21 protein-coding genes are annotated in these 22,142 nt (G+C 59.0%); 11 read left to right on the top strand and 10 right to left on the bottom strand.

What is annotated here, in order from left to right:
- Positions 1-5: 5 nt before the first annotated feature.
- The 4 genes from argC to ACR0KM_RS14385 all read right to left on the bottom strand — a co-directional run bounded on the left by argC (position 6) and on the right by ACR0KM_RS14385 (position 6,323).
- A complete protein-coding gene (gene argC / locus ACR0KM_RS14400; protein ID WP_480859447.1) occupies positions 6-1,034 on the bottom strand; it encodes an N-acetyl-gamma-glutamyl-phosphate reductase in 1,029 nt (342 codons plus the stop codon).
- Between the two features lie 94 nt (positions 1,035-1,128).
- On the bottom strand, positions 1,129-1,938 hold the full coding sequence (locus tag ACR0KM_RS14395; RefSeq protein ID WP_480859449.1) for a glutamate racemase: 810 nt from the start codon (positions 1,936-1,938) through the stop codon (positions 1,129-1,131).
- 8 nt (positions 1,939-1,946) lie between these two features.
- On the bottom strand, positions 1,947-2,825 hold the full coding sequence (locus ACR0KM_RS14390; RefSeq protein WP_480859451.1) for a lysophospholipid acyltransferase family protein: 879 nt from the start codon (positions 2,823-2,825) through the stop codon (positions 1,947-1,949).
- Positions 2,826-2,903: 78 nt separating this feature from the next.
- A complete protein-coding gene (locus ACR0KM_RS14385) occupies positions 2,904-6,323 on the bottom strand; it encodes an indolepyruvate ferredoxin oxidoreductase family protein (RefSeq protein ID WP_480859453.1) in 3,420 nt (1,139 codons plus the stop codon).
- 169 nt (positions 6,324-6,492) lie between these two features.
- Between ACR0KM_RS14385 and ACR0KM_RS14380 the strand changes: the two genes are divergently transcribed.
- The 6 genes from ACR0KM_RS14380 to grxD all read left to right on the top strand — a co-directional run bounded on the left by ACR0KM_RS14380 (position 6,493) and on the right by grxD (position 13,277).
- Positions 6,493-7,401, top strand: a complete 909-nt coding sequence (locus ACR0KM_RS14380) for a LysR family transcriptional regulator (protein ID WP_480822070.1) — start codon at positions 6,493-6,495, stop codon at positions 7,399-7,401.
- A 269-nt stretch (positions 7,402-7,670) separates the two neighbouring features.
- Positions 7,671-9,917, top strand: a complete 2,247-nt coding sequence (locus tag ACR0KM_RS14375; protein ID WP_480859455.1) for a mechanosensitive ion channel family protein — start codon at positions 7,671-7,673, stop codon at positions 9,915-9,917.
- Between the two features lie 191 nt (positions 9,918-10,108).
- Positions 10,109-12,268 carry a phosphoribosylformylglycinamidine synthase subunit PurL gene (gene purL / locus ACR0KM_RS14370; protein WP_480859457.1) on the top strand — a complete coding sequence of 720 codons (2,160 nt, stop codon included), beginning with the start codon at positions 10,109-10,111 and terminating at the stop codon, positions 12,266-12,268.
- A 144-nt stretch (positions 12,269-12,412) separates the two neighbouring features.
- Complete coding sequence (locus ACR0KM_RS14365; protein WP_480822064.1) at positions 12,413-12,649, top strand: BolA family protein; 237 nt, start codon at positions 12,413-12,415, stop codon at positions 12,647-12,649.
- A gap of 16 nt (positions 12,650-12,665) precedes the next feature.
- Positions 12,666-12,896, top strand: a complete 231-nt coding sequence (locus tag ACR0KM_RS14360; protein WP_480822062.1) for a hypothetical protein — start codon at positions 12,666-12,668, stop codon at positions 12,894-12,896.
- 18 nt (positions 12,897-12,914) lie between these two features.
- The gene (gene grxD / locus ACR0KM_RS14355) at positions 12,915-13,277 is read left to right on the top strand and encodes a Grx4 family monothiol glutaredoxin (protein ID WP_480651070.1); all 363 of its coding nucleotides are present in this window, start codon (positions 12,915-12,917) and stop codon (positions 13,275-13,277) included.
- A gap of 1 nt (position 13,278) precedes the next feature.
- Here grxD and ACR0KM_RS14350 read toward each other — a convergent pair whose 3' ends face one another.
- From ACR0KM_RS14350 to ACR0KM_RS14340, 3 genes are read right to left on the bottom strand one after another with little or no spacing between them, the layout of a single operon-like run.
- Positions 13,279-13,632 carry an MliC family protein gene (locus tag ACR0KM_RS14350; RefSeq protein WP_480859460.1) on the bottom strand — a complete coding sequence of 118 codons (354 nt, stop codon included), beginning with the start codon at positions 13,630-13,632 and terminating at the stop codon, positions 13,279-13,281.
- The gene (locus ACR0KM_RS14345) at positions 13,629-14,021 is read right to left on the bottom strand and encodes a cell division protein ZapA (protein ID WP_480822058.1); all 393 of its coding nucleotides are present in this window, start codon (positions 14,019-14,021) and stop codon (positions 13,629-13,631) included. The genes ACR0KM_RS14350 and ACR0KM_RS14345 overlap by 4 nt, the downstream gene beginning before the upstream one ends.
- Positions 14,021-14,845: a hypothetical protein gene (locus ACR0KM_RS14340; RefSeq protein WP_480859461.1), complete on the bottom strand. Its 825-nt coding sequence runs from the start codon at positions 14,843-14,845 to the stop codon at positions 14,021-14,023. Before ACR0KM_RS14340 ends, ACR0KM_RS14345 begins: the two co-directional genes overlap by 1 nt.
- 236 nt (positions 14,846-15,081) lie before the next feature.
- On the opposite strand from ACR0KM_RS14340, the gene tkt reads away from it, so the two are divergent.
- Both tkt and ACR0KM_RS14330 read left to right on the top strand, forming a co-directional pair.
- Positions 15,082-17,103, top strand: coding sequence for a transketolase (tkt, locus tag ACR0KM_RS14335; protein WP_480859463.1), 2,022 nt, complete (start codon positions 15,082-15,084; stop codon positions 17,101-17,103).
- 161 nt (positions 17,104-17,264) lie between these two features.
- Positions 17,265-17,615, top strand: coding sequence for a hypothetical protein (locus ACR0KM_RS14330; protein ID WP_480822052.1), 351 nt, complete (start codon positions 17,265-17,267; stop codon positions 17,613-17,615).
- A gap of 46 nt (positions 17,616-17,661) precedes the next feature.
- Here the strand turns inward: ACR0KM_RS14330 and ACR0KM_RS14325 are convergent, their stop codons facing one another.
- Positions 17,662-18,600: a DUF808 domain-containing protein gene (locus ACR0KM_RS14325; protein ID WP_480859465.1), complete on the bottom strand. Its 939-nt coding sequence runs from the start codon at positions 18,598-18,600 to the stop codon at positions 17,662-17,664.
- Positions 18,601-18,782: 182 nt separating this feature from the next.
- On the opposite strand from ACR0KM_RS14325, the gene gap (ACR0KM_RS14320) reads away from it, so the two are divergent.
- The 3 genes from gap (ACR0KM_RS14320) (at position 18,783) to gap (ACR0KM_RS14310) (ending at position 21,089) form a co-directional block, all read left to right on the top strand.
- Complete coding sequence (gap, locus tag ACR0KM_RS14320) at positions 18,783-19,784, top strand: type I glyceraldehyde-3-phosphate dehydrogenase (protein WP_480859467.1); 1,002 nt, start codon at positions 18,783-18,785, stop codon at positions 19,782-19,784.
- Positions 19,785-19,859: 75 nt separating this feature from the next.
- Positions 19,860-20,003, top strand: coding sequence for a hypothetical protein (locus ACR0KM_RS14315; RefSeq protein WP_480822046.1), 144 nt, complete (start codon positions 19,860-19,862; stop codon positions 20,001-20,003).
- An 81-nt stretch (positions 20,004-20,084) separates the two neighbouring features.
- Positions 20,085-21,089 carry a type I glyceraldehyde-3-phosphate dehydrogenase gene (gene gap, locus ACR0KM_RS14310; RefSeq protein ID WP_480859469.1) on the top strand — a complete coding sequence of 335 codons (1,005 nt, stop codon included), beginning with the start codon at positions 20,085-20,087 and terminating at the stop codon, positions 21,087-21,089.
- Here gap (ACR0KM_RS14310) and coaD read toward each other — a convergent pair.
- Together coaD and ACR0KM_RS14300 are read right to left on the bottom strand one after the other, a co-directional pair.
- Positions 21,081-21,572, bottom strand: coding sequence for a pantetheine-phosphate adenylyltransferase (gene coaD, locus ACR0KM_RS14305; protein ID WP_480822042.1), 492 nt, complete (start codon positions 21,570-21,572; stop codon positions 21,081-21,083). The genes gap (ACR0KM_RS14310) and coaD overlap by 9 nt on opposite strands.
- Positions 21,573-21,651: 79 nt before the next feature.
- Positions 21,652-22,089: a CBS domain-containing protein gene (locus ACR0KM_RS14300; RefSeq protein ID WP_480822040.1), complete on the bottom strand. Its 438-nt coding sequence runs from the start codon at positions 22,087-22,089 to the stop codon at positions 21,652-21,654.
- Positions 22,090-22,142: the final 53 nt, after the last annotated feature.

Here is a 22,142-nt window from a genome sequence, read left to right as displayed (position 1 = left end):
CGTCCTCACGGGAACAGAGGGGCCATCATCAGCCCCAGGGTTTCATCCTCACCTAACATCAGGTTGGCGTTCTGCAAGGCTTGCCCACTGCTACCTTTTGTCAGGTTATCCAGCGCCGCGACGATGATGGCGCGACGTTCAATCCTGTCACCAACCACCCCGACATGACAGAAGTTTGACCCCCGCACATGATGGGTCGAAGGCGTCTCGCCAAAGGGTAGCAGTTCGATAAAGGGCTCATTGTCATAGGCCGATTGCAGCGTCTCATAAACGCTTTGCGGGTCACCCTTCACATAGCAGGTCGCCAGAATGCCCCGGTTGGCCGGGATCAGATGCGGCGTGAACTGAATATGTACCGTCCGCCCCGCCAGTTCCGAGAATTCCTGATCGAACTCGCCCAGATGCCGGTGCGTACCCCCCACTGCATAGGCATTCGCCCCTTCACTAAGCTCGGCATGCAGCAGGTTCTCTTTCAACGCCCGACCTGCGCCCGAGACGGCGCATTTCAGATCCAGAATGATGTCGTCCAGATCAATGACCCCCGCCGAAATCAATGGACGCAGCACATACTGACCCGTCGCCGCGTTGCACCCGGTTCCCGCAACCAGCCGCGCGGCGCGGATGTCATCCCGGTAGAACTCGGTCAGGCCGTAGACCGCCTCGGCCTGATGTCCCAAGGCGGCGTGCGGGTTACCGTACCATTTTTCGTATTCATCGCCATCACGCAGCCGGAAATCCGCTGACAGGTCAACGATTTTCAGCGTCTTGGGCAGCTCCCGAATGACCTCTTGGCTGGTTTTGTGCGGCAAGGCGCAGAAACACAGATCAATCTGAGAAAAGTCGATCTCTGAGATTTTGCAGAGCACAGGCAAATCCATATGCCGCAGATGCGGAAACACCTGCGCCATGGTCTGCCCGGCCTTACGCTCGGCGGCCAGAGCGGTGATTTCCATATTCGGATGCCCGGCGATCAGCCGCACGAGTTCCGCGCCAGTATAGCCCGAAGCACCCAGAATTGCGATTTTATGGGTCATGTCAGACCTCTTTCATTCATGTGTCACATGGGAAGACCGCCGCTGCGACGGTCAACGGAGTACGAAATCGGAAAAGCGCCGTCCTTGACCTAGGTCAGGCGGCAGCAAAGGTGATTTGTCGTCGGAGGAACTGCGTCGCGCGATCCGTCACCACACCCGGTTTGCCGGTCGTCAGGAATCCGCCCGGCCCATCGCCGAGCATATTCGGGTGACGTTTCAGGTAGTCCGCCAAACTCTGGGCGACCAGATCGCCCTGGCTATAGACCTTTACGTCTCTCCCCAGCGCCTGCTGGAAGGTCTCAGCCATCAGCGGATAATGTGTGCAGCCCAAAATGGCCGCCTGAGGCTGCGGCATTTTGCGTTTCAAAGCGTCCACATGGCTGCGCACTAGCGCTTCGGCCAGAATCATGTCGCCGTCTTCAATGGCATCCACGACACCGCCACATGCCTGTGCCTCGACATCCACGCCGATGGCACGAAACGCAAGTTCCCGCTGAAAAGCCCGGCTGGACACGGTTGCAGGGGTCGCAAACAGCGCCACATGCTGCACCTCGACCTCGCGCGGTGGCGAGTTATCGCCCCATTGCCGTTCGGTCAGGGCCTCGATCAGCGGCACGAACACACCCAGCACCCTTTTTCCTTCGGGCACGCCCGCCTCTTGCATCCGGCGCAAGGCAGCCGCGCTGGCGGTATTGCAGGCCAGAATCACCAGATTGCAGCCGCGATCCCACAGGTCCTGTACGGCGGCCCGGGTCAGGTTATAGATATCCTCGGCATCGCGCACACCGTAAGGCGCATGCGCGCTATCCGCATAGTACAGGAAATCCACGTCGGGCAGATGTTTCTGCGCGGCGTTCAGGACGGTCAGACCGCCCAATCCGGAATCAAAGATACCTACTGCCATTTGCCCCTTCAGGCGCGATGCCGTTCCTCAAATTCATAGCCATAGTCATACGACTTCAGCGGCTCTGGAGACAGCTCATACGTGGCTTTGCGCAGGAAATCCATCATCTTGCGCGTATCCTTGCCAAGCGGGTCAAGAATGTCGCGTCCAATGGGCTCGCCGACCACGACCCGGACCGGAGTATCGACGCGTTTCTTGAATTCCTTGATCAGCAGACCCATCCGCAACGTGTTGTGCAGATGGCTGGCGATCTGGAACATGCGCGAGGTATGACCGTCGAAGAATACAGGCACCACAGTGGCCTGCGATTTGGCCACCATACGGGCGGTAAACCCGCGCCAGCCTGGGTCCATCGGGTGGGCAAATGGCTTTACGGCCGTGCTGACCGTACCACCGGGGAAAATGCCGATCGCCCCACCCTCGCCCAAATAGTTCAGCGCGGTTTTGCGGGTCTCAAGGTTCAGCCGGACAGCCTCTTTCGTCTGATCAAACGAAATCGGCAGGACGATCCGGTTCAGGTCTTCGGCCTTGCGGAACACATGATTGGCCAGAATGCGGAAATCTCCGCGTGTCTGAGACAGGATATGCCCCATCATCAGACCATCCAGAATGCCATAGGGATGGTTGGCAATCAGGATCAGCGGCCCATCTTTGGGGATGTTCGACAACGCGCCGCCCACCACGTCCAAACTCAGCCCGTATCGATCCACCATCACGGACCAGAAGTCGCGCCCCTGCGCCACTTCCTGCTCGTACCCGTCGGCGCGTCGGATCAGACGCATCCGGCCCGTTGTGTTCTCCATCAGTTTGATGACCATACGCCCGCCCCGCGTTTCCGCAGAGTGGGCGTAAGAGATGTCACGGGCGACGTGATGACGCGGGGGCATGGGTTCCTCGGGTTTGTTGACGTCTAAATAAGACCGGGGACCCATTTTGCATAGCTTACGTTACAGCCTTGTGAAACTTCACTCTGCTGCAGCCTTCATCTGAGGGCCCCCGTCGCGGATTACTGCCAGCAATTCCTCGCGCCGTTTCGCAGCCTTGGCCTCGTTCGCGACCAGAACCGGGCCAAACCCGCGAATGTCCAGCGGCAGAGCCGCCAATGCCGCAATGGCATCGCTGGTGTCGGGCGTCAGCTTGGGCAGGACTTCCTTCATGTCCGTCTCATACTGCCGGATCAGGGCGCGCTCCATTCTGCGTTCTGCCGTGTAACCGAACACATCCAGGGGCGTGCCGCGCAGGCCTTTGAGTTTGGCGAGCAGTTTCAGCGGCCCAAGGAACCATTCACCAAAGGCTTTTTTAGCCGGACGTCCATTGTCACCCTTGGTGCCCAGTGTCGGCGGCGCAAGGTGAAAGGTCATCTTGAAGTCGCCATCAAACTCGGCCTCGGCCTTCTTGCGGCTGTCCAGCAGCAACCGAGCGACCTCGTATTCATCCTTATAGGACAACAGCTTATGGTAGCCTTTGGCAATCGCCTCGCGGACCTTCGGGTCCTCGACACTTTCAACCAGCTTACGATAGCGTTTGGCCAACCGCTTGCCTTGATAATCGGTCAGATGGGCGGCGCGGAAGTCGATCACCTGATCCAGCGTCTTAGGCAGTTCGGCTACATTCGGGCGCAGGATTTTGGCCACGTCTTCGGGATGTGTCACCGCCCACCGTCCGACCTCAAAGGCGCGCTTGTTGCGCTCGACCGCGGCGCCGTTCAACTCGATCGCTTCCATGATGGCCTGCAACCGGATCGGCAGCAGGCCCTTTTGCCAGGCGGCACCAAAGATCATCATGTTGGAATAAATCGAATCCCCCATGACTACGCGCGCCAGATCGGTGGCATCGAACAATGCCACCCCATCCTTCAAACGGGCCTGCAAGGCAAGCTGTAGCTGATCGCTTGGGATTTGGAATTCCGTGTCACGCGTAAAGTCGCCAGTGATAATCTCGTGGCTGTTCACCACGGCCCCGGTTTGGCCGGTCTGGGTCAGGCCCAGCGTCTTGGCCCCTGCCGAGACCACCAGATCACCGCCAATGAGCGCATGCGCCTCACCAGTGGCGACGCGAATGGCGCTGATATCTTCGGGCCGGTTCGCCAGACGACAGTGGATATGTACAGCACCGCCCTTTTGTGCGAGGCCCGCCATCTCCATCATGCCCGCGCCCTTGCCATCGATCTGCGCCGCCTGCGCCAGAACTGCGCCGATGGTGACGACGCCCGTACCACCCACGCCCGTGATCACCACGTTATGAGTCCCATCGATCTGCGGCAGAACGGGATCAGGCAGGTCCGGCAAGTCCAGATCGGTGGTCGCCTCTTTGCGGATTTTTGCCCCCTCAACGGTCACGAAGGACGGGCAAAACCCGTTCAGGCAAGAGAAATCCTTGTTGCAGCTGGACTGGTCAATCGCCCGCTTGCGGCCAAGCTCGGTCTCTTTCGGGACAATCGAGACACAGTTCGACTGAACGCCGCAATCCCCGCAGCCCTCACAGATATCGGTGTTGATGAATACCCGCTTGTCCGGGTCTGGGAACGTGCCTCTTTTACGCCGCCTGCGCTTTTCGGCGGCGCAGGTTTGGACATAAACAATGACCGATACACCCTCAATTTCCCGGAACTTTTCCTGAACCTGCATCAGCTTGGCGCGCTCAAAGGTTTCGACGCCCGAGGGCAAGGCCCCAAAGTTCACATCTTCCTTTTCGTCGTAGACAACGGCGACGTTGCTGACGCCCATGGCGCGCACTTCAGCCACGATACGCTCGGCGCTCAGCCCACCTTCGTTCTCCTGCCCGCCGGTCATCGCAACGGCGTCGTTATAGAGGATTTTGAAGGTAATGTTGGTGCCTGCCGCCAGCGCCGCGCGGATCGCCTGCACGCCCGAATGGTTATACGTGCCGTCGCCAAGGTTCTGGAACACATGCTTGGTGGCCGAGAACGGAGCCTCGCCAATCCAGTTCGCCCCCTCGCCGCCCATCTGGGTAAAACCGGTGGTCTCACGGTCCATCCACTGCACCATGTAATGGCAGCCGATCCCGGCATAAGCCCGGCTGCCATCGGGCAGTTTGGTCGAGCTGTTATGCGGGCAGCCCGAGCAGAAATACGGCAGACGCGCCGCGATTTCCTGCGCGTTGTCGGCGCGGCGCGCCTCGGACAGCGCGGCCAGACCGGCGCGCACGCCATCGGTTTCGCGCCCCTCTTCGATCAGAATTTCCCCCAGTTTCTCGGCAATCAAGATCGGATCCAGCGCGCCGCGGGTCGGGAACAATTCCTCACGGTGCAGCGTCCCGGCACCGCCTTTGTACCAGCCATAAACACGCCGCCCGCGCCGGTCGTCAAAGATCGCCTCTTTGACCTGCACCTCGATCAGCTTGCGCTTTTCCTCGACGATAACGATCAGGTCGAGCCCCTCGGCCCAGTCGTGAAACCCCTTCATATCCAGAGGGAATGTCTGGCCGATCTTGTAGGTGGTGATCCCCAGCCGCTCGGCCTCATTCGCGTCGATGTTCAGCAGCGACATGGCGTGGACCAGATCCAGCCAGTTCTTGCCTGCTGCCGCAAAGCCGATCTTGGCACCGGGTTTCCCCCATACCCGCTTGTCCAGCTTGTTGGCGTGCGAGAATACCTCGGCCGCAAAGCGTTTGTGATCGATCACCCGCGTTTCCTGCAGATGCGGCGTGTCGCCAAGCCGGATGTTCAATCCGCCTTCGGGCATATCGAACTGAGGCATCACCAGTTGCATCCGGTCCGGACGGCCATCCACGACCGAGGTCACCTCGATCGTGTCTTTCATCGTCTTCAGCCCGACCCAGACCCCCGCAAACCGGCTGAGTGCGAATCCGTAGATGCCGTAATCCAGTATCTCCTGAACACCTGCAGGGCTGACCACCGGCATGTACATATCGACCAGAGACCATTCGGATTGGTGCAACACGGTCGAGCTTTCACCCGTATGGTCATCGCCCATAGCCATCAGCACGCCGCCATGCTGGGCAGTACCTGCCATGTTGGCGTGGCGCATCACGTCGCCGGACCGGTCAACGCCCGGACCCTTGCCGTACCACAGGCCAAACACGCCATCATATCGCCCATCGCCGCGTAGGCCCGCTTGCTGGCTGCCCCACAAAGCGGTTGCTGCCAGATCCTCGTTCAACCCGTACTGAAACGTGACATCGTTTTCGGCCAGTTGTTTTTCGGCCCGCGACATTTGCAGATCCACAGCACCAAGGGGCGATCCACGATATCCCGTAACCAAACCGGCTGTGTTCAACCCCGCTGCCGTATCGCGCGCCTTCTGCATCATCATGAGGCGCACCAGCGCCTGCGTGCCGTTCAGAAGAACCGGGCTTTTGGACAGATCGAACCGGTCATTCAATGAGATCTTCGGCTGACTCATCTGACGTCTCCCCTCGTCGGATTAGTGTGCTTCATTCGCATGCATTTTAGGTCATAAAGACTGACCTGTATACCAATTTTGCTCTATTCCGTAACGATTTCCGGGTTTGATTGTGGAATTTGTTACGTGTTTCATATAGGGCTTCCCAAGGATAACGAAAGTTGCGGCGATGGATTGGGACAAGCTCAGAATATTTCATGCAGTTGCTGATGCGGGCAGCCTCACACATGCCGGCGACAGGCTCAATTTGTCTCAATCTGCCGTGAGTCGTCAGATCCGGGCGCTTGAAGAATCACTGGATGCCACCCTGTTCCATCGACATGCACGCGGACTGATTCTGACCGAACAGGGAGAGTTCCTGTTCGATGCCACCTCGGCCATGTCCAAACGTCTGGATGCCGCCGCTGCACGCATCCGCGACAGCGAGGATGAAGTGTTCGGTGTTCTGCGGGTGACCACCACCTTCGGCTTTGGCACGCTGTGGCTGGCCCCGCGTCTGCCAAAGCTTTACGAGCAATATCCCGACCTCAACATCGATCTGATGCTTGAGGAGCGGGTTCTGGATCTTCCCATGCGCGAAGCTGATGTCGCTATTCGTATGAAAGAGCCCAGCCAGGCCGATCTGGTCCGCAAGCGACTCATGACAGTACAGATGATGCTGTATGCGACGCCCAACTACCTTGAGACCCATGGCGGCGCACCTCAGACGCTGGAAGAGATGTCAAAGCACAGGCTGATTTGTCAGACGCCTTCGGCCCCTCAGGTTGGGGTCGGCGCTGCGATGGTTCGGCATTTGATGACCTACAATCCCGCTTCGCTGATGACGGTGAACAACTACTTTGGCGTTTTGCAGGGCGTTATTCACGATCTCGGGATCGGCGTGCTTCCCAATTATGTGACCGACGACTTTCCCAATCTGATACCGGTCCTTTCCGATATCGAAAGCGCGGATGTACCCGTTTACCTCGCCTACCCGGAAGAACTGCGTCATTCCAAGCGGATAGCGGCATTTCGAGACTTCGTTCAGGATGAGATCATCGCGCATCGCAAGCAGTTGCGGCAGCTTGGCAAACTCTAGCTATGCGCCCCGGGCATAGCGGGCATGATCAAACTGGGCCGCTATTCGGCTTGATCGTTCACAAACTGATCCCTAAATGAGCACTCGAAGGCGATGATGCTGTAACGCTCATCATCTTCATACCTCCCTGTTGGACTACGGCCGAGCTTAGTGCTCGGCCTTTTTTTTGGCTGCAGAGCAAGTTAACCCGCCGAAAGCTCTGGGAAAAATGCACGCATAAGCATATGATCCCGGAAAACGATACAACTTTCGTATTCGAGGGCCTATTCATGTTCCAACCACTCCGCCTCTTTCTGGCGATGGTCGCCGCTGTGTTTCTTGCGGTGCCACTTCAAGCACAAGACACCAGCACCACATCGCCGACAGCCATCCCGGATGATCTCACCCCGGAACAAGTCGATGATCTCGTCGCACGCATGTCCGACGATCAGGTTCGCGCGATCTTGCTAGAGCGGCTGGATGCTGTGGCCGAACAGCAGGCCGCAGAAAAAGCTGAAGTTGACGACCCGCTGACCGAAATCAGCGAAATCTGGGCCGAGATGGTCTCATCCTGGACGCATGTTCTGACCACGCTGCCCAACATCGTCACAGCGCAACAAACGGCGTTTGCCAATTTCTCTGATACGCTTGGTACGACCGGTGTCTACACGCTGCTTGGGCTTGTTCTGTCTGTCCTGGTGGTTGGCTTTATCGCAGAAAAGCTGTTTATCTTCCTGACCCGCCGCTGGCACGAGGCAACCGAAGTGGCAGATGAGGCGGATTTGTGGGGCGCGGTCCGATATTTGTTCCGTCGGTTCTGCCGCGAAATCGCGGGTTTGATCGTCTTTTATGTCGTTATCCGGGCGATCGGGCGTGGCTTGTTGACCACCGAACAACTGACCTATGCCGCTCCGTTCGTTTTCTATCTAATCTGGGTGCCACGCCTGGGTGCAGCCGCATCGCGCTTTGTGCTGGCGCCGCAGAAATCTCAGTTTCGGTTGGTTAATGTGGACGATCACTGGGCGAAATACCTGCATCGCAACCTGATCGGCCTGCTGATCCTGATCGGCTTTACCCTGTTCGTACTGCGGTTCAATTCCCTCAACGGCATCAGTGGCGATGACACCCGCATCGGCTTTTGGCTGAACGCGGCGATTCACGTCTACATCGGTGTTATCGCCTGGACTGCGCGCGATGGGCTGTCACAGATGATGCTGGGAACGGATCCCGATCATACCCGGTTCGATAAAGAGGTCGCGCGCTATTACCCCTATTTCGCCATCGGTGTTTCGGTCGTGATCTGGGTTCTGGTCGAATATCTTGTCGCCCGCCGTGATCCTGCCGTCCTGCGCGTGCTGGTCAATGGTGCGCATTTCACCACCATGTTCTGGCTGCTGATCGCGCCGGCGCTTGATACCTTGATACGCGGGCTGGTTCGTCACCTGCAGCCCCCCATGTCTGGCGAAGGCCCCCTGGCGGAACGCGCCTATCGGTCGGCCAAACGCAGCTATATCCGGATTGGACGAGTCATCGCCGGGCTGTTTATCGTCTTTATGATCGCCAACGCCTGGCAGCTTGATCTGCGCAACGTGGCCTCAGCCGGTGTCAGCGCCGAAGTCGGAGGCGCAGTGATCGAGTTCCTGCTGATCATCGCGATTGGTTATATCATGAACGAGGTCGTCTCGCTTTGGATCAACCGTCGTCTGGCGCAAGAACAGACCGCGGCCGAGGCGCTGGACGAAGAGGCCGGTGGCGAAGGGGGAGGTGCCGGAGGATCGCGCCTTGCGACCGTTCTGCCGTTGCTGCGGGTCACCGCTCAGATCACCATCGCGGTCATCTTCGGCCTGCTCGCGCTGGGTGCGTTGGGGATCAATATCACGCCGCTGCTGGCCGGTGCTGGTGTTCTGGGTCTGGCCATCGGCTTTGGTGCGCAGAAACTGGTGGCGGATATCGTCGGCGGCATCTTCTTCCTGATCGATGACGCATTTCGGGTCGGCGAATATGTCGACGTGGGTGGTACCATGGGCACGGTCGAGAAAATCTCGATCCGCTCCATGCAACTGCGTCACCATCGCGGTCCCGTGCACACCATTCCCTACGGCGAAATCCAGAAGCTGACCAATTTCAGCCGCGACTGGGTGATCATGAAGCTGAAGTTCACCGTGCCTTTCGACACCGATCCCAACAAGGTCAAGAAGATCTTCAAGAAGATCGGCGCCGAGATGATGCAGGACGAGGTGCACAAGGATGGCTTCCTGCAGCCCTTCAAGTCTCAGGGCGTGTTCGACTTTGACGATGTCGGCATGATCATCCGGGGCAAATTCATGGCCAAGCCCGGCAAACAGTTCACCTTGCGGAAGGAAATCTTCAATCGCGTGAAGGCCGAATTCAACGCCAATGGCATCGACTTTGCCCGCCGAGAGGTGCGCGTTGCGATCCCCGGATTGGAAGAGGCAGAGCACCTGAGCGAGGAACAAAAGGCTGCTGTTGGCGCAGCCGCCGCGGATGCGGTCAACAAGGGGCAAACCCCGGCGTGACTATACGGCCCAGGCCATGTCTGAAGACGTGACTGGGCCAAGAATATTAAGCGCCAATACCGGAACCGGCACTTGCGCCGGTTCCGTTTTTTTGTCGCCCCAAACGCCCTGCGCTCAGATGACCCTTCCCACGGGCGCGCCCTTGCCCTAAAAGGCGCGCAATCTCGGCCACCCTTGGACAAGGACAGACGATGCAAGAGCCCGCCATCACACCCGATCTGATCGCCGCACACGGGCTAAAGCCCGATGAATACGATATGATCCTCGAGATCATCGGGCGCGAGCCGACCTTTACCGAGCTCGGCATCTTCTCGGCCATGTGGAACGAGCATTGCTCCTACAAATCCTCGAAGAAATGGCTACGCACTCTGCCCACCTCTGGTCCTCAGGTGATTTGTGGACCCGGCGAGAATGCGGGCGTGGTCGATATCGGCGACGGTCAGGCGGTGGTCTTCAAGATGGAAAGCCACAACCACCCCTCATACATTGAACCCTATCAGGGCGCGGCGACCGGCGTGGGCGGCATCCTGCGCGACGTCTTCACTATGGGGGCACGCCCCATTGCGTCGATGAATGCGCTGTCCTTTGGCGAGCCCGGCCACCACAAAACGCGGCAACTGGTCAACGGCGTGGTCGAGGGCATCGGCGGCTATGGCAACTGCTTTGGCGTGCCTTGTGTCGGTGGAGAAGTGCGCTTTCACCCCGCCTATAACGGCAACTGTCTGGTGAATGCGTTTGCTGCAGGTCTTGCAGATAGCGACAAGATTTTCTACTCCGCCGCCTCTGGTGTCGGTATGCCCGTCGTCTACCTGGGCGCGAAAACTGGTCGCGACGGCGTGGGCGGTGCAACCATGGCCTCGGCCGAGTTCGATGACACCATCGAAGAAAAGCGCCCCACCGTTCAGGTCGGCGACCCCTTCACCGAAAAACGCCTGATGGAGGCGACACTGGAGCTGATGCAGACCGGGGCCGTGATCTCAATTCAAGACATGGGCGCAGCAGGTCTGACCTGCTCGGCTGTTGAGATGGGAGACAAAGGCGGTCTGGGTGTGCGTCTGGACCTCGAAAACGTACCCCAGCGCGAAGAGAACATGACGGCCTATGAGATGATGCTGTCTGAATCCCAGGAGCGCATGCTAATGGTTCTTAAACCCGAGCTTGAAGCCGAAGCCCGCGCAGTGTTCGGGAAATGGGACCTCGATTTCGCCATCGTCGGAGAGACAATCGCCGAAGACCGTTTCCTGATCATGCACAATGGCGAGGTCAAAGCCGATCTGGTCCTGTCCAAACTCTCTTCAACCGCGCCGGAATATGACCGCCCATGGGTGGCAACGCCCGAGGCCGAGGATCTGTCAGACGTTCCACAGATCGATCCAATTGACGGCCTGCGCGCCCTGCTCGCGTCGCCCAACTATGCAGGCAAGCAGTGGGTCTATGAGCAATACGACACCATGGTCATGGCCGACAGCACCCGCACACCGGGTCTGGGCGCAGGCATGGTGCGCGTCCACGGCACTGACAAGGTGCTGGCCTTCACCAGTGACGTGACCCCGCGCTATGTCCGCGCCAACCCGGTTGAGGGCGGCAAGCAGGCGGTGGCCGAGGCTTATCGCAACCTGACCGCCGTTGGGGCCAAACCGCTGGCCACCACCGACAATCTGAACTTCGGCAACCCCGAAAAGCCCGAAATCATGGGCCAGTTCGTTGGTGCCATCCAGGGTATCGGTGCCGCCGTCGGCGCGCTGGACATGCCCATCGTTTCGGGCAACGTCTCGCTTTACAATGAAACCGACGGTCAGGCGATCTTGCCGACACCGACCATCGGCGCGGTTGGTCTGCTGGCGCACTCGGATGAGATCATCGGCAACGAGGTCCGCGAAGGCCATGTTGCGCTGGTCATCGGCGAAACCACAGGCCATCTGGGTCAATCCGCCCTTCTGGCCGAGGTGTTCAACCGCGAAGATGGCGACGCGCCCCATGTCGATCTGGACGCGGAAAAGCGCAACGGAGAATTCATCCGCGCCAACCGCCAGATGATCAAGGCCTGCACCGATCTGGGCGATGGTGGCCTTGCTCTGGCCGCGTTCGAACTGGCCGAGGCTGCAGGCGTCGGCGTCTGCCTTGACGAAGCACCGACCGAATTCCTGTTCGGTGAGGATCAGGCCCGCTATCTGGTCGCCTGTAACTTCGATCAGGCCGAGGCACTGATGATCGCTGCCGGTCAGGCCGGTGTCCCGCTGGTCTCGGTCGGTCGTTTCACCGGCGACAGCGTGAAAATCGGCACCTCCGAAGCGCCACTGGCTGAACTGACGGACACGTTCCGTAGCAGCTTCGCCGAGGCCGTTGCCTAAGACCTCCCTATTGTCGTTAAAACTCCGAAAAATCCTGCGTCCCCTCTGGGGCGCAGGGTTTCAGGCCTTTGCCCGACCAGCACATCTTGCGCGCCCTTGCGCATCGCTCTAAATCTTTTTCAAAGATCTTCAGGAGAACTCCACATGCCGATGAGCGCCCACGAAATCGAAACCCTGCTGCGCGAAGCCTTTCCCGATGCGGAAATTCAGGTTGGCGGCAGCGACGGCGTGCATATGTCCGCAATGGTCGTGGACGAGAGCTTTCGCGGTAAAAACCGGGTTCAGCAACAGCGCGCGGTCTATGCGGCCTTGAAAGGTAAGATGGACGGCCCAGATGGAGAACTGCACGCGCTTGCGTTGACGACAAAGGTGCCTGAGTGAAAAGTGCCGAAGTGAGATGGAGCATGCGATCGTTATCTTGGTGGTGTTGACTGCCTTCGTTTGTTTGATCGCGCTCATCGCCATCAACAACCAAAAGGCACGGCGCAAGGATGAAAAAGGCTTTGCTTCTGGCACAACCAGTCACCTTGTACATTCATCCAGCAATTCTCATATCGGCGCTATTGCTTCAGCGCAGCCCCATAGTCCAGAAGGCCCCGCAAGAAGACGCGAAAGCGATGATGCCTAAGAGCAAAGGAAACGCGAAATGAGCGACGTTAAGACCCAGATCGACGAAACCGTTAAAGCCAATGATGTGGTGCTGTATATGAAAGGCACCAAAGAGATGCCGCAATGCGGGTTTTCGTCCCGCGTGGCCGGGGTACTGAACTATATGGGCGTTGACTATACCGACGTGAACGTTCTGGCTGACGAGAACGTGCGGCAGGGCATCAAGGATTATTCCGACTGGCCGACCGTACCGCAGCTTTATGTCAAAGGCGAATTCGTGGGCGGTTGCGACATCATCACCGAGATGACCCTATCAGGCGAGCTGGACACGCTGTTTGACGACAACGGCGTCGGCTATAACAAAGACGCGGCAGACAAAATTCGCGAAGCGAACGCCTGATCTAGCGACTGACACAGTCCCTGAACAACACCAGTTCAGGGGCAGTATCGCCTGCAGCTTGAAAGCTGATTGTTGCGTCCCAGCCTTTCGACCGCAACGTGTACGTGCCATTCGCACCGACGGATTCGTATCGAATGCCCGATCCGCTTGCGGCCTGCTGCATCGCAATAAGCTGTCCATCGATAACCATCGCCGCAGCCCCTGTCCCGTCTGCCGCGTTGAAGTAAGAGACCGGGATTTGCGTTGCATTCTCGCAGGTGAATGTCACAGATAGAATGTCGATCTGCGCCAGCGCCGCAGACCCCCAGATCGAAAGCACTCCGGCGCTTACTGCCACACCTCTCCGCAGAATCATGCCGACTTCTCTTCGATGACTGCCGCAAGGGCTTCAGCGCGTGCGGCCATCTCGGCCAGCGTATCCGTCACCGAAGGCGGAACCACCGCGACCTCGACCCGCTCGGGCTGCGGTTGCGGCATGTTGCGCAGGCGGGTCAGTTCGGCTTCGACCTCGGCCAGCTTTGCCTCGGCCAGTTTCACACGATCATCCTGCGCCGCTGCCTTGTCCGCCAGCATCAGTCCGGCCATCAGCAACATGCGCGATTCAGGCATGCGCCCGATCTGGTCTGACAGCACTTGAGCTTCATCATCCAAAAGCTTGGCGGCGGCTTGCAGAAAAGTTTCCTCGCCGTCCTGGCAAGAAACGTCGAAGCCACGACCGCCGATATGAATGGTTACTTCGGGCATTATTCCACCTCTCCTTCCGCCAGCTTGGCATGGGATAACAACGGCTCGAGCCGGGCCAAGACCGCATGTGCTTCGGCGGCGTCCGATGCCCGTGCGGCTCGGGTGGCTTCCAGTTCTGCCGCGGTTGCCCGGTTGAGCATATCTGCATCCGTCACGCCGTCCTGCGCGGCGGCGCGCAGTTCGTCAACGGCCTCGCGCAGTTTTTCATTCGCCCCGCGTAGCCGCTGCAGATCGCCGTCCAGCCGCGACATCGCCGCGCCGTGGCTTGCGCGTTCAGCGCGCAGCATCTCAAGCTCGGCACTCAACTCGGCCACGCGCTCACTGTCGGCAAGTTCAGCTCGCAACTTCGTCAGTTCGGCCTCCATTTCCTCAGCGCGATCTGCAACCTGGGTCAGCTGCTCGACCTCAGAACGCAGCGACTCAGCCTCTTCCGCCGCGCCTGCGTAAGGACGCAGCATCTCAATCTCGGCCTTGAGTGCTGAAATCTCGTCGTCATCTTCAAGAGCAGCTTTAGCCTCGGCCAACTCGGACCGCGCGGCCTCGACTGCGGCCAACTGGGATTTGACATCCGCCAACTGCGCACGCAGGGCATCCACTTCGCCGTCCGACGCAGGCTGGGCACGTAGCGCGTCAATCTCCTGCGCATGGCGTTCCTTGAGCGACTTTATCCGCTCTTCCAACTGAGCATTTGCCAACCGCTCTTCCGCAAGTGCAGCGGCATCACCGCCCTCTGCCACAGCGGTCGTCTGTAGTGCTTCAACACCGCTGCCGATCCGCTCCATCGCTGTTATGATACGGCGTTGTAATTCTTCGATCTGGCTCATGCCCCTGTCACCTCTTTACCAAGGTTCGTTCTCTTTGCGCGCCTGACCGAATCAAAAGCGGCGCCTCTGATGCCTAGTCTAACGGAATGTGACGGAAAATACCCACTGTTTGGTTTCAACCACTTGCGCACCACAGTTCAAGCGCGAAACAGACGCAACGCCCGGTTCTGCTTGCACTTTGACGGACGGATGGTATTCAGCGCCCCATCTGCCCGTAACCCAAAGGAATAACGCCCGTGGACCTGACTGCGCTGCGCACCGCCAACCCTGAACACTGGGACAAGGCTGCGGCCATCCGCACCCTGACCCTCGACGCTGTCGCCGCCGCCAATTCCGGCCATTCCGGTATGCCAATGGGCATGGCCGATGTTGCGACCGTGCTGTTCGAAAAGCACTTGAAATTCGACGCCTCGGCCCCCAACTGGCCTGACCGCGATCGCTTCATTCTGTCGGCTGGCCACGGTTCGATGCTGATCTATTCGCTGCTGTATCTCACTGGCCACGCGGACGTAACGCTGGACGAGATCAAGAATTTCCGCCAGCTGGGCGCGAAGACTGCGGGTCACCCCGAGAACTTCCTCGTCGAGGGGATCGAAACCACCACCGGGCCGCTGGGTCAGGGCATCTCGAACGCCGTAGGCTTTGCCATGGCCGAAGAGATTCAGCGCGCACATTACGGCAAAAAGATCGTTGATCACTACACTTACGTCATCGCGGGCGATGGCTGCCTGATGGAAGGCGTCAGCCAAGAAGCGATCACACTGGCAGGCCGTCACGAGCTGAGCAAACTGATCGTCTTCTGGGATGACAACAACATAACCATCGACGGCACGGTCGATATTGCAGATCGCACCGATCAGGTCCGCCGTTTCGCGGCTTCGGGCTGGCATGTGATTGAGATCGACGGCCATGACCCGAAAGCCATCGACGCGGCCATCGTTCAGGCGAAGAAATCGAACAAACCCTCGATGATTGCCTGCAAAAGCCACATCGCTCTGGGTCACGCGGCGCAGGACACCTCGAAAGGTCACGGTGCGTTGACCGATCAGGATCAGTTGAAAGCTGCCAAGGAAGGCTACGGCTGGCCGCATGATGCGTTCGAAATCCCGGCAGATGTGAAATCCGCGTGGGAGGCCATTGGCGCCCGCGGCGCAGCCGAGCGTGCTGCATGGGAGGAGCGCTTCTCGCATATATCTGAACGCAAGCAGGCCGAGTTCAACCGCGCTTATGCGTTTGAAGCGCCCAAAAAGCTGGCGGGTGCCATCCGTTCGTTCAAGAAACAAATGTCCGAGGACCAGCCCAAGCTGGCCACCCGCGCCTCGTCCGAGAAGGTTCTGAACGTTGTGAACCCGATCATGACCGAGACCGTTGGCGGCTCGGCCGACCTGACCGGCTCGAACAACACCAAATCGGCTGACATGGGTGTCTTCCTGCCGGAGAACCGCAAGGGTCGCTACATCCACTACGGTATTCGTGAGCACGGCATGGCCGCTGCGATGAACGGCATGGCGCTGCATGGTGGCATCCGCCCCTATGGCGGTACCTTCATGGCCTTCACCGACTATGCCCGCCCCTCCATGCGTCTGGCTGCGCTGATGAAAATCCCCTCGGTTTTCGTGATGACCCATGACTCGATCGGTCTGGGCGAAGACGGTCCGACCCACCAGCCGGTTGAGCATCTGGCGATCAGCCGCGCGACGCCGAACACCTATGTGTTCCGCCCCGCCGACACCGTTGAGACCGCTGAAGCCTGGGAACTGGCGCTGACCTTCAAGGACAGCCCCTCGGTCCTGTCGCTGACCCGTCAGGGCGTTCCGACCGTGCGCAAGGACCACAAAGCCAAGAACCTGACCGCTCAGGGTGCATATGTTCTGGCCGAGGCCGAGAGCAAACGTCAGGCGATCCTGATCGCCACCGGCTCTGAGGTTTCGCTGGCAATGGAAGCCAAAGCGATGCTTGAAGCCGAAGGCATCGGCACCCGCGTCGTCTCGATGCCCTGTATGGAGCTGTTCGCCGAGCAGGACGAAGCCTATCGCAAGCGCGTGCTGCCCGCGGGTGCCGTGCGTGTCGGCATCGAGGCCGCGGTGCGTGCCGGTGGCTGGGACCGCTGGCTGCTGGGCGAACGCGGTCGCGAAGCCAAAGCTGGCTTTATCGGCATGTCGAGCTTTGGTGCTTCGGCTCCGGCGGGTGAATTGTACAAACACTTTGGCATCACCGCCGAAGCAACTGTTGCAAAAGTCAAAGAGCTACTGGGTTAAGCCCAGGCGCAACGTATCGGAAAGGCGGCTCACCGGCCGCCTTTTTTCGTTTCCGCAGTACCGGTCACGAATAGATGAGCCGTCGTGAAGCCCTCGTCCCTGTGTCTGCACCACGTTCGCATTACCTGCGCGGCACTGAATTGAATACAGGGAACCAGACCATGCAACTCCGAACCGCAGTCCCGATTGTTTTGATGGGCATCGCCACAACAGCCGCCGCAGGCGACTTCGCTACGAAGGAACAAATCCAGCAAACCATGAGCGATCACACCTATCAGGGGGGCATGCTATCAGGTGCGTTCACCGAGTATTACGCCGCTGACGGCGCAATCAAAGGGGACGGCTATACCGGAACTTGGACGGCAACGGACAACGGTATGTGCTTTCAGTATGGAACGGACCCAAAGAATTGTTGGAACCTGAAAATCGACGGAGCCGCCGTAACGCTGTTCAAAGACGGCAAGGTGGACGGTGCGGGTGTTGTCGTCAAAGGTAACCCAAACGGATATTGAACACCTCCCCACGCGCCCGAACCTTTGCGCGTGGGGCTGATTGCTGTCAGTGCGATTTAAGCAGCCGGGTCGCCACCGGGATCAGCGCCATACCCCAGGCCAGTCCCAAAATCCCGTCCATCGTCGCTTTGGACACCCACTCGACAACCCCTGTCCAAGCTGCCGGAACCAAATGGCCCAGAGCGTAGGCCCAATCGTGAATGTGATGGCCAAGCCAGCCAAAGCCCAATTCCTCCAGCCCGTGGATGATGATCGACCCACCGACCCAAAGCATTGCAGCGGTGCCGACAATGGACAGAACTTTCATCACAACAGGCATTGCCTTGACCAGCCCCCGGCCCGTTCCGCGTCCTATGGGCGTCGGCGCATTTTTTGCAAGGAACAGCCCCACATCGTCCATCTTCACGATCAACGCGACAGAGCCATAGACCGCCACAGTGACCCCGATGCCAACCACAGCAAGCGTTGCTGCTTGCATCCAAACATTCGGCGCCTCGATGGCGGCTAACGCGATGGTCATGATTTCGGCCGACAGGATGAAGTCGGTCTTGATCGCCCCCTTGACCTTCTGTTCCTCAAGATGACCGGGATCGGGATTTTTCATATCCGCTTCGATCGCCTTGCTTCCATGCGGAAAGAGCACATGGAAGATCTTCTCGGCCCCTTCGAAACACAAATAAGACCCGCCGAGCATCAGCAAAGGCGTGATCAGCCAAGGCGCAAAATTGGCCAGCAGCAGCGCCACCGGTAATAAAAGGATGAGCTTGTTGAAAAACGAGCCGCGCGCGATACGCCAGATGATCGGCAATTCGCGTGCGGGCGCAAAACCCTGAACGTATTTGGGTGTCACTGCCGCGTCATCGATGATCACGCCTGCCGTCTTTGCCCCGGCCTTACCCGCTGCAGCCACCACGTCATCGACCGAGGCCGCGGCAACCTTGGCGATGCCCGCAACATCGTCCAGTAGGGCCAAAAGACCACTCATCGCGCTTCCTTTCCAATCAACCGCTCCGGTCGGACCCTACCTTATCCGACAGCTAGCGCAAGCGTTAGCGCAACCGCCGCAGGTTTGCGCTAACACCTTAAAAATATGCTAATTTTGCCCTTTTGAGATTCCACTTTCGCGGCTATATGCGCTGCAACATAAGCGCAGTTTGGAGACGTCGGATGACCATCAAGGTCGGTATCAATGGTTTTGGCCGCATTGGCCGCTGTACCCTGTCGCACATTGCCGCCTCGGGCCGCAACGACATCGAAGTGATCAAAGTCAACGCCACCGGCCCGCTGGAAACCTCGGCGCATCTGCTGAAATATGACAGCATCCACGGGCGGTTCCCGCGCGATATCTCGATCGAGGGCAACACCATGGATCTGGGCCGCGGCCCGATGGAGATGTTTTCGACCTACGACATGAACGAGCTGGACTGGGAAGGCTGCGACGTCGTTCTGGAATGCACCGGCAAATTCAATGACGGGCTGAAGGCCAAGACACACCTGGATCGCGGCGCCCAGAAGGTTTTGCTGTCGGCCCCCGGCAAGAACGTCGACAAGACGATTGTGTTTGGCGTGAACCACAACAGCCTGACCGGCGAAGACAAGATGGTTTCGAACGGGTCCTGCACCACCAACTGCCTTGCCCCGCTTGCCAAGGTTCTGGACGAAGGTGTCGGCATCGAGCACGGCATCATGACCACGATCCACGCCTATACCGGCGACCAGCCGACGCTGGACCGTCGTCATTCCGACCTCTACCGCGCGCGCGCAGCCGCCATGTCGATGATCCCGACCTCGACCGGTGCCGCGGCGGCGCTGGGTCAGGTTCTGCCCAACCTCAAGGGCCGCCTGGACGGTTCGGCCATCCGCGTGCCGACCCCGAACGTCTCGGCCGTGGACCTGTCGTTCCGCGCCTCGCGCGATGTAACCGTCGAAGAGGTCAACGCCATCGTCGAAGAAGCCGCCAAAGGCCCGATGCAGCGCGTTCTGGGCTTCGAGCCCGCGCCGCTGGTCTCGACCGATTTCAACCACACTGAGGAAAGCTCGATCTTCGCGCCGGAACAGACCCGCGTGGTCGACAACCGCATGGTGCGCGTGCTGGCGTGGTATGACAATGAATGGGGCTTCTCGGTGCGCATGGCCGATGTGGCCGTTGCGATGGGCCGCCTTAACTGACCCTTCGCACATCGCTTGTACCCTTATGCCCGCTCAGGTTATCTGGGCGGGCATTTTTGTTTAGGGCGCACCCCAATGACCAATCAAATCGCCATCTGGCTTGGAATTCTCATTCTAGGTGGTCTGATGCTGGATGTTGCGCTGGTTGGTACAGAACATCTGCTGTTCCTCGGTAAGAAGCTTTACGATTTTCTCGACTGGCTCGCCTTCTGGCGCTGACAGAGGTTTTGCTTGACTTTCTGCGCAATCTGGCTTTGTTAGCGCTAACCATATACAGGCGATATTCGGACGGAGCGTATCATGACACTCAAGCTGGCAATCAATGGATTTGGACGGATCGGGCGCGGTGTTCTGCGCGCTGTCATGGAATCGGGCCGCACCGATGTTGAAATCGTCGCGATCAACGATCTGGCCAAGCCCGAGATGAACGCGCATCTGTTCGAGTTCGACAGCGTGCATGGCCGTTATCCCAACCCCGTAACACTCAGCGACGCAGGTCTGGACGTAGGCGCCGGGCCCATCCGGTTAACCAGCGAGCGCGACCCCGAGGCACTGGATTGGGCCGATGTGGACGTCGTTCTGGAATGTACCGGCGTGTTCCGTACCCGCGAAGCGGCCGAACGACATCTGAAAAACGGGTCGAAGAAGGTTTTGGTCTCGGCCCCCGCCCGTGGTGATGGCGGCGTGAAAACCGTAGTCTTTGGTGTGAACGATCACGAACTGACTGCCGACGACATCGTTGTCTCGAACGCATCCTGCACCACCAACTGCCTGTCCCCGGTCGCAGCGGCGCTGGACGCTGGTCTGGGTATCAAGCACGGCAACATGACCACCGTTCACGCCTATACGGCCAGCCAACCGGTGCATGACACTGCGGGCAAAGATCCCTACCTGTCGCGCGCAGCGGCACTTTCGATGATTCCGACCACGACTGGTGCGGCTTCAGCGGTCGGGTTGGTTCTGCCGCAACTGGCGGGGAAACTGACCGGGCAAGCGATCCGAGTACCGACGCCGAACGTCTCGGTCGTCGATCTGGTGGCCGAGGTCTCGCGCCCGACCACCGAAGAAGAAGTCAACGCCCTGTTCGTCGAAGCCGCTGCCAAAACGCCCACCGTTCTGGCCGCCGAGACTCGTCCGTTGATCTCAATCGACTTCAATCACGACCCGCATAGTTCAACTGTTTCGCTTGCCGAAACAAAAGTGACCGACGGCACCCTGGTACGCGTGCTGGCGTGGTATGACAACGAGTGGGGTTTCTCGAACCGGATGCTGGACACGGCCGCCGCGATGGGCGCGCTATCCTAAGCGCTCGCGCAAGGCCGTATTGACGCGGGGGGTGACGAATTTCGACACGTCCCCGTTCAGACGGGCGATTTCCTTTACCAGTTTCGAAGCAATCGCCTGATGCCGCGCTTCGGCCATTAGGAACACGGTCTCAATCGAATCGTCCAGCACACGGTTCATCCCGACCATCTGGAATTCATACTCGAAATCCGCAACCGCCCGCAGCCCGCGCACGATGATCTGCGCTCCGACATCGCGGGCGCAATCGATCAGCAGGTTTTCAAATGGGTGCGCTACGATCTCGGTGCCGGTTTGCTCGGTCAGATGGGCGCACTCGGCCTCAATCATCGCCACACGTTCTTCGAGAGAAAACAACGGGCCCTTGTCCCGATTGATCGCAACCCCGATCACCAGCTTGTCGACAAGCGCCGAGGCCCGACGGATGATGTCGATATGACCCAAGGTGATGGGATCGAAGGTTCCCGGATATAATCCAACCCGCATCAGGGCCTCCTGCGCATTATTTCTGCGCACGCAAACATAACTCTGCCGCAGGTGCAAGGGTCAGGCATGTGCCCTGCCCTCAATGCCCCATTATCATGCCTTCCAGCGCGTTTTTTTCCATCGCCAGTTCTGCAAGCTGCGCCTTCACCGCATCGCCCAGCGTCACGATCCCGATCAGCTTGCCCTCTTCGACAACCGGCATGTGGCGGAAGCGGCCTTCGGTCATGCGGGACAGGATCGCCTCGACCGTGTCCTGTTGGGTCGCGGTCACAAGGTCCTTGGTCATATAGGCGCTGACAGGTTTTCCAAGACAGCCGCTGCCGCTTGAGGCAAGCTCGCGCACGATGTCGCGCTCGGACAATATACCGGCTGCCGTCTGGCCGCCATCCTCCGAGATGATCACAGTACCGATCCGTTTATTGGCCAGAATCTCTGCTGCCTGAGAGACGGTTGCCGATGGTTCGACCGTCACCACCCCGTCAGTGGCCTTGGATTTAAGAATGGCCTGAACAAGCATAAGCAAAAACCTCCGGAATATCGTACTGTTTTCCAAAGCGTTGCCGGAATGTC

It is taken from the genome of Ruegeria sp. G10, assembly GCF_056533645.1.
The sequence above is the reverse complement of the archived record's forward strand: the minus strand, read 5'-3'. Positions and strand labels throughout refer to the sequence as shown.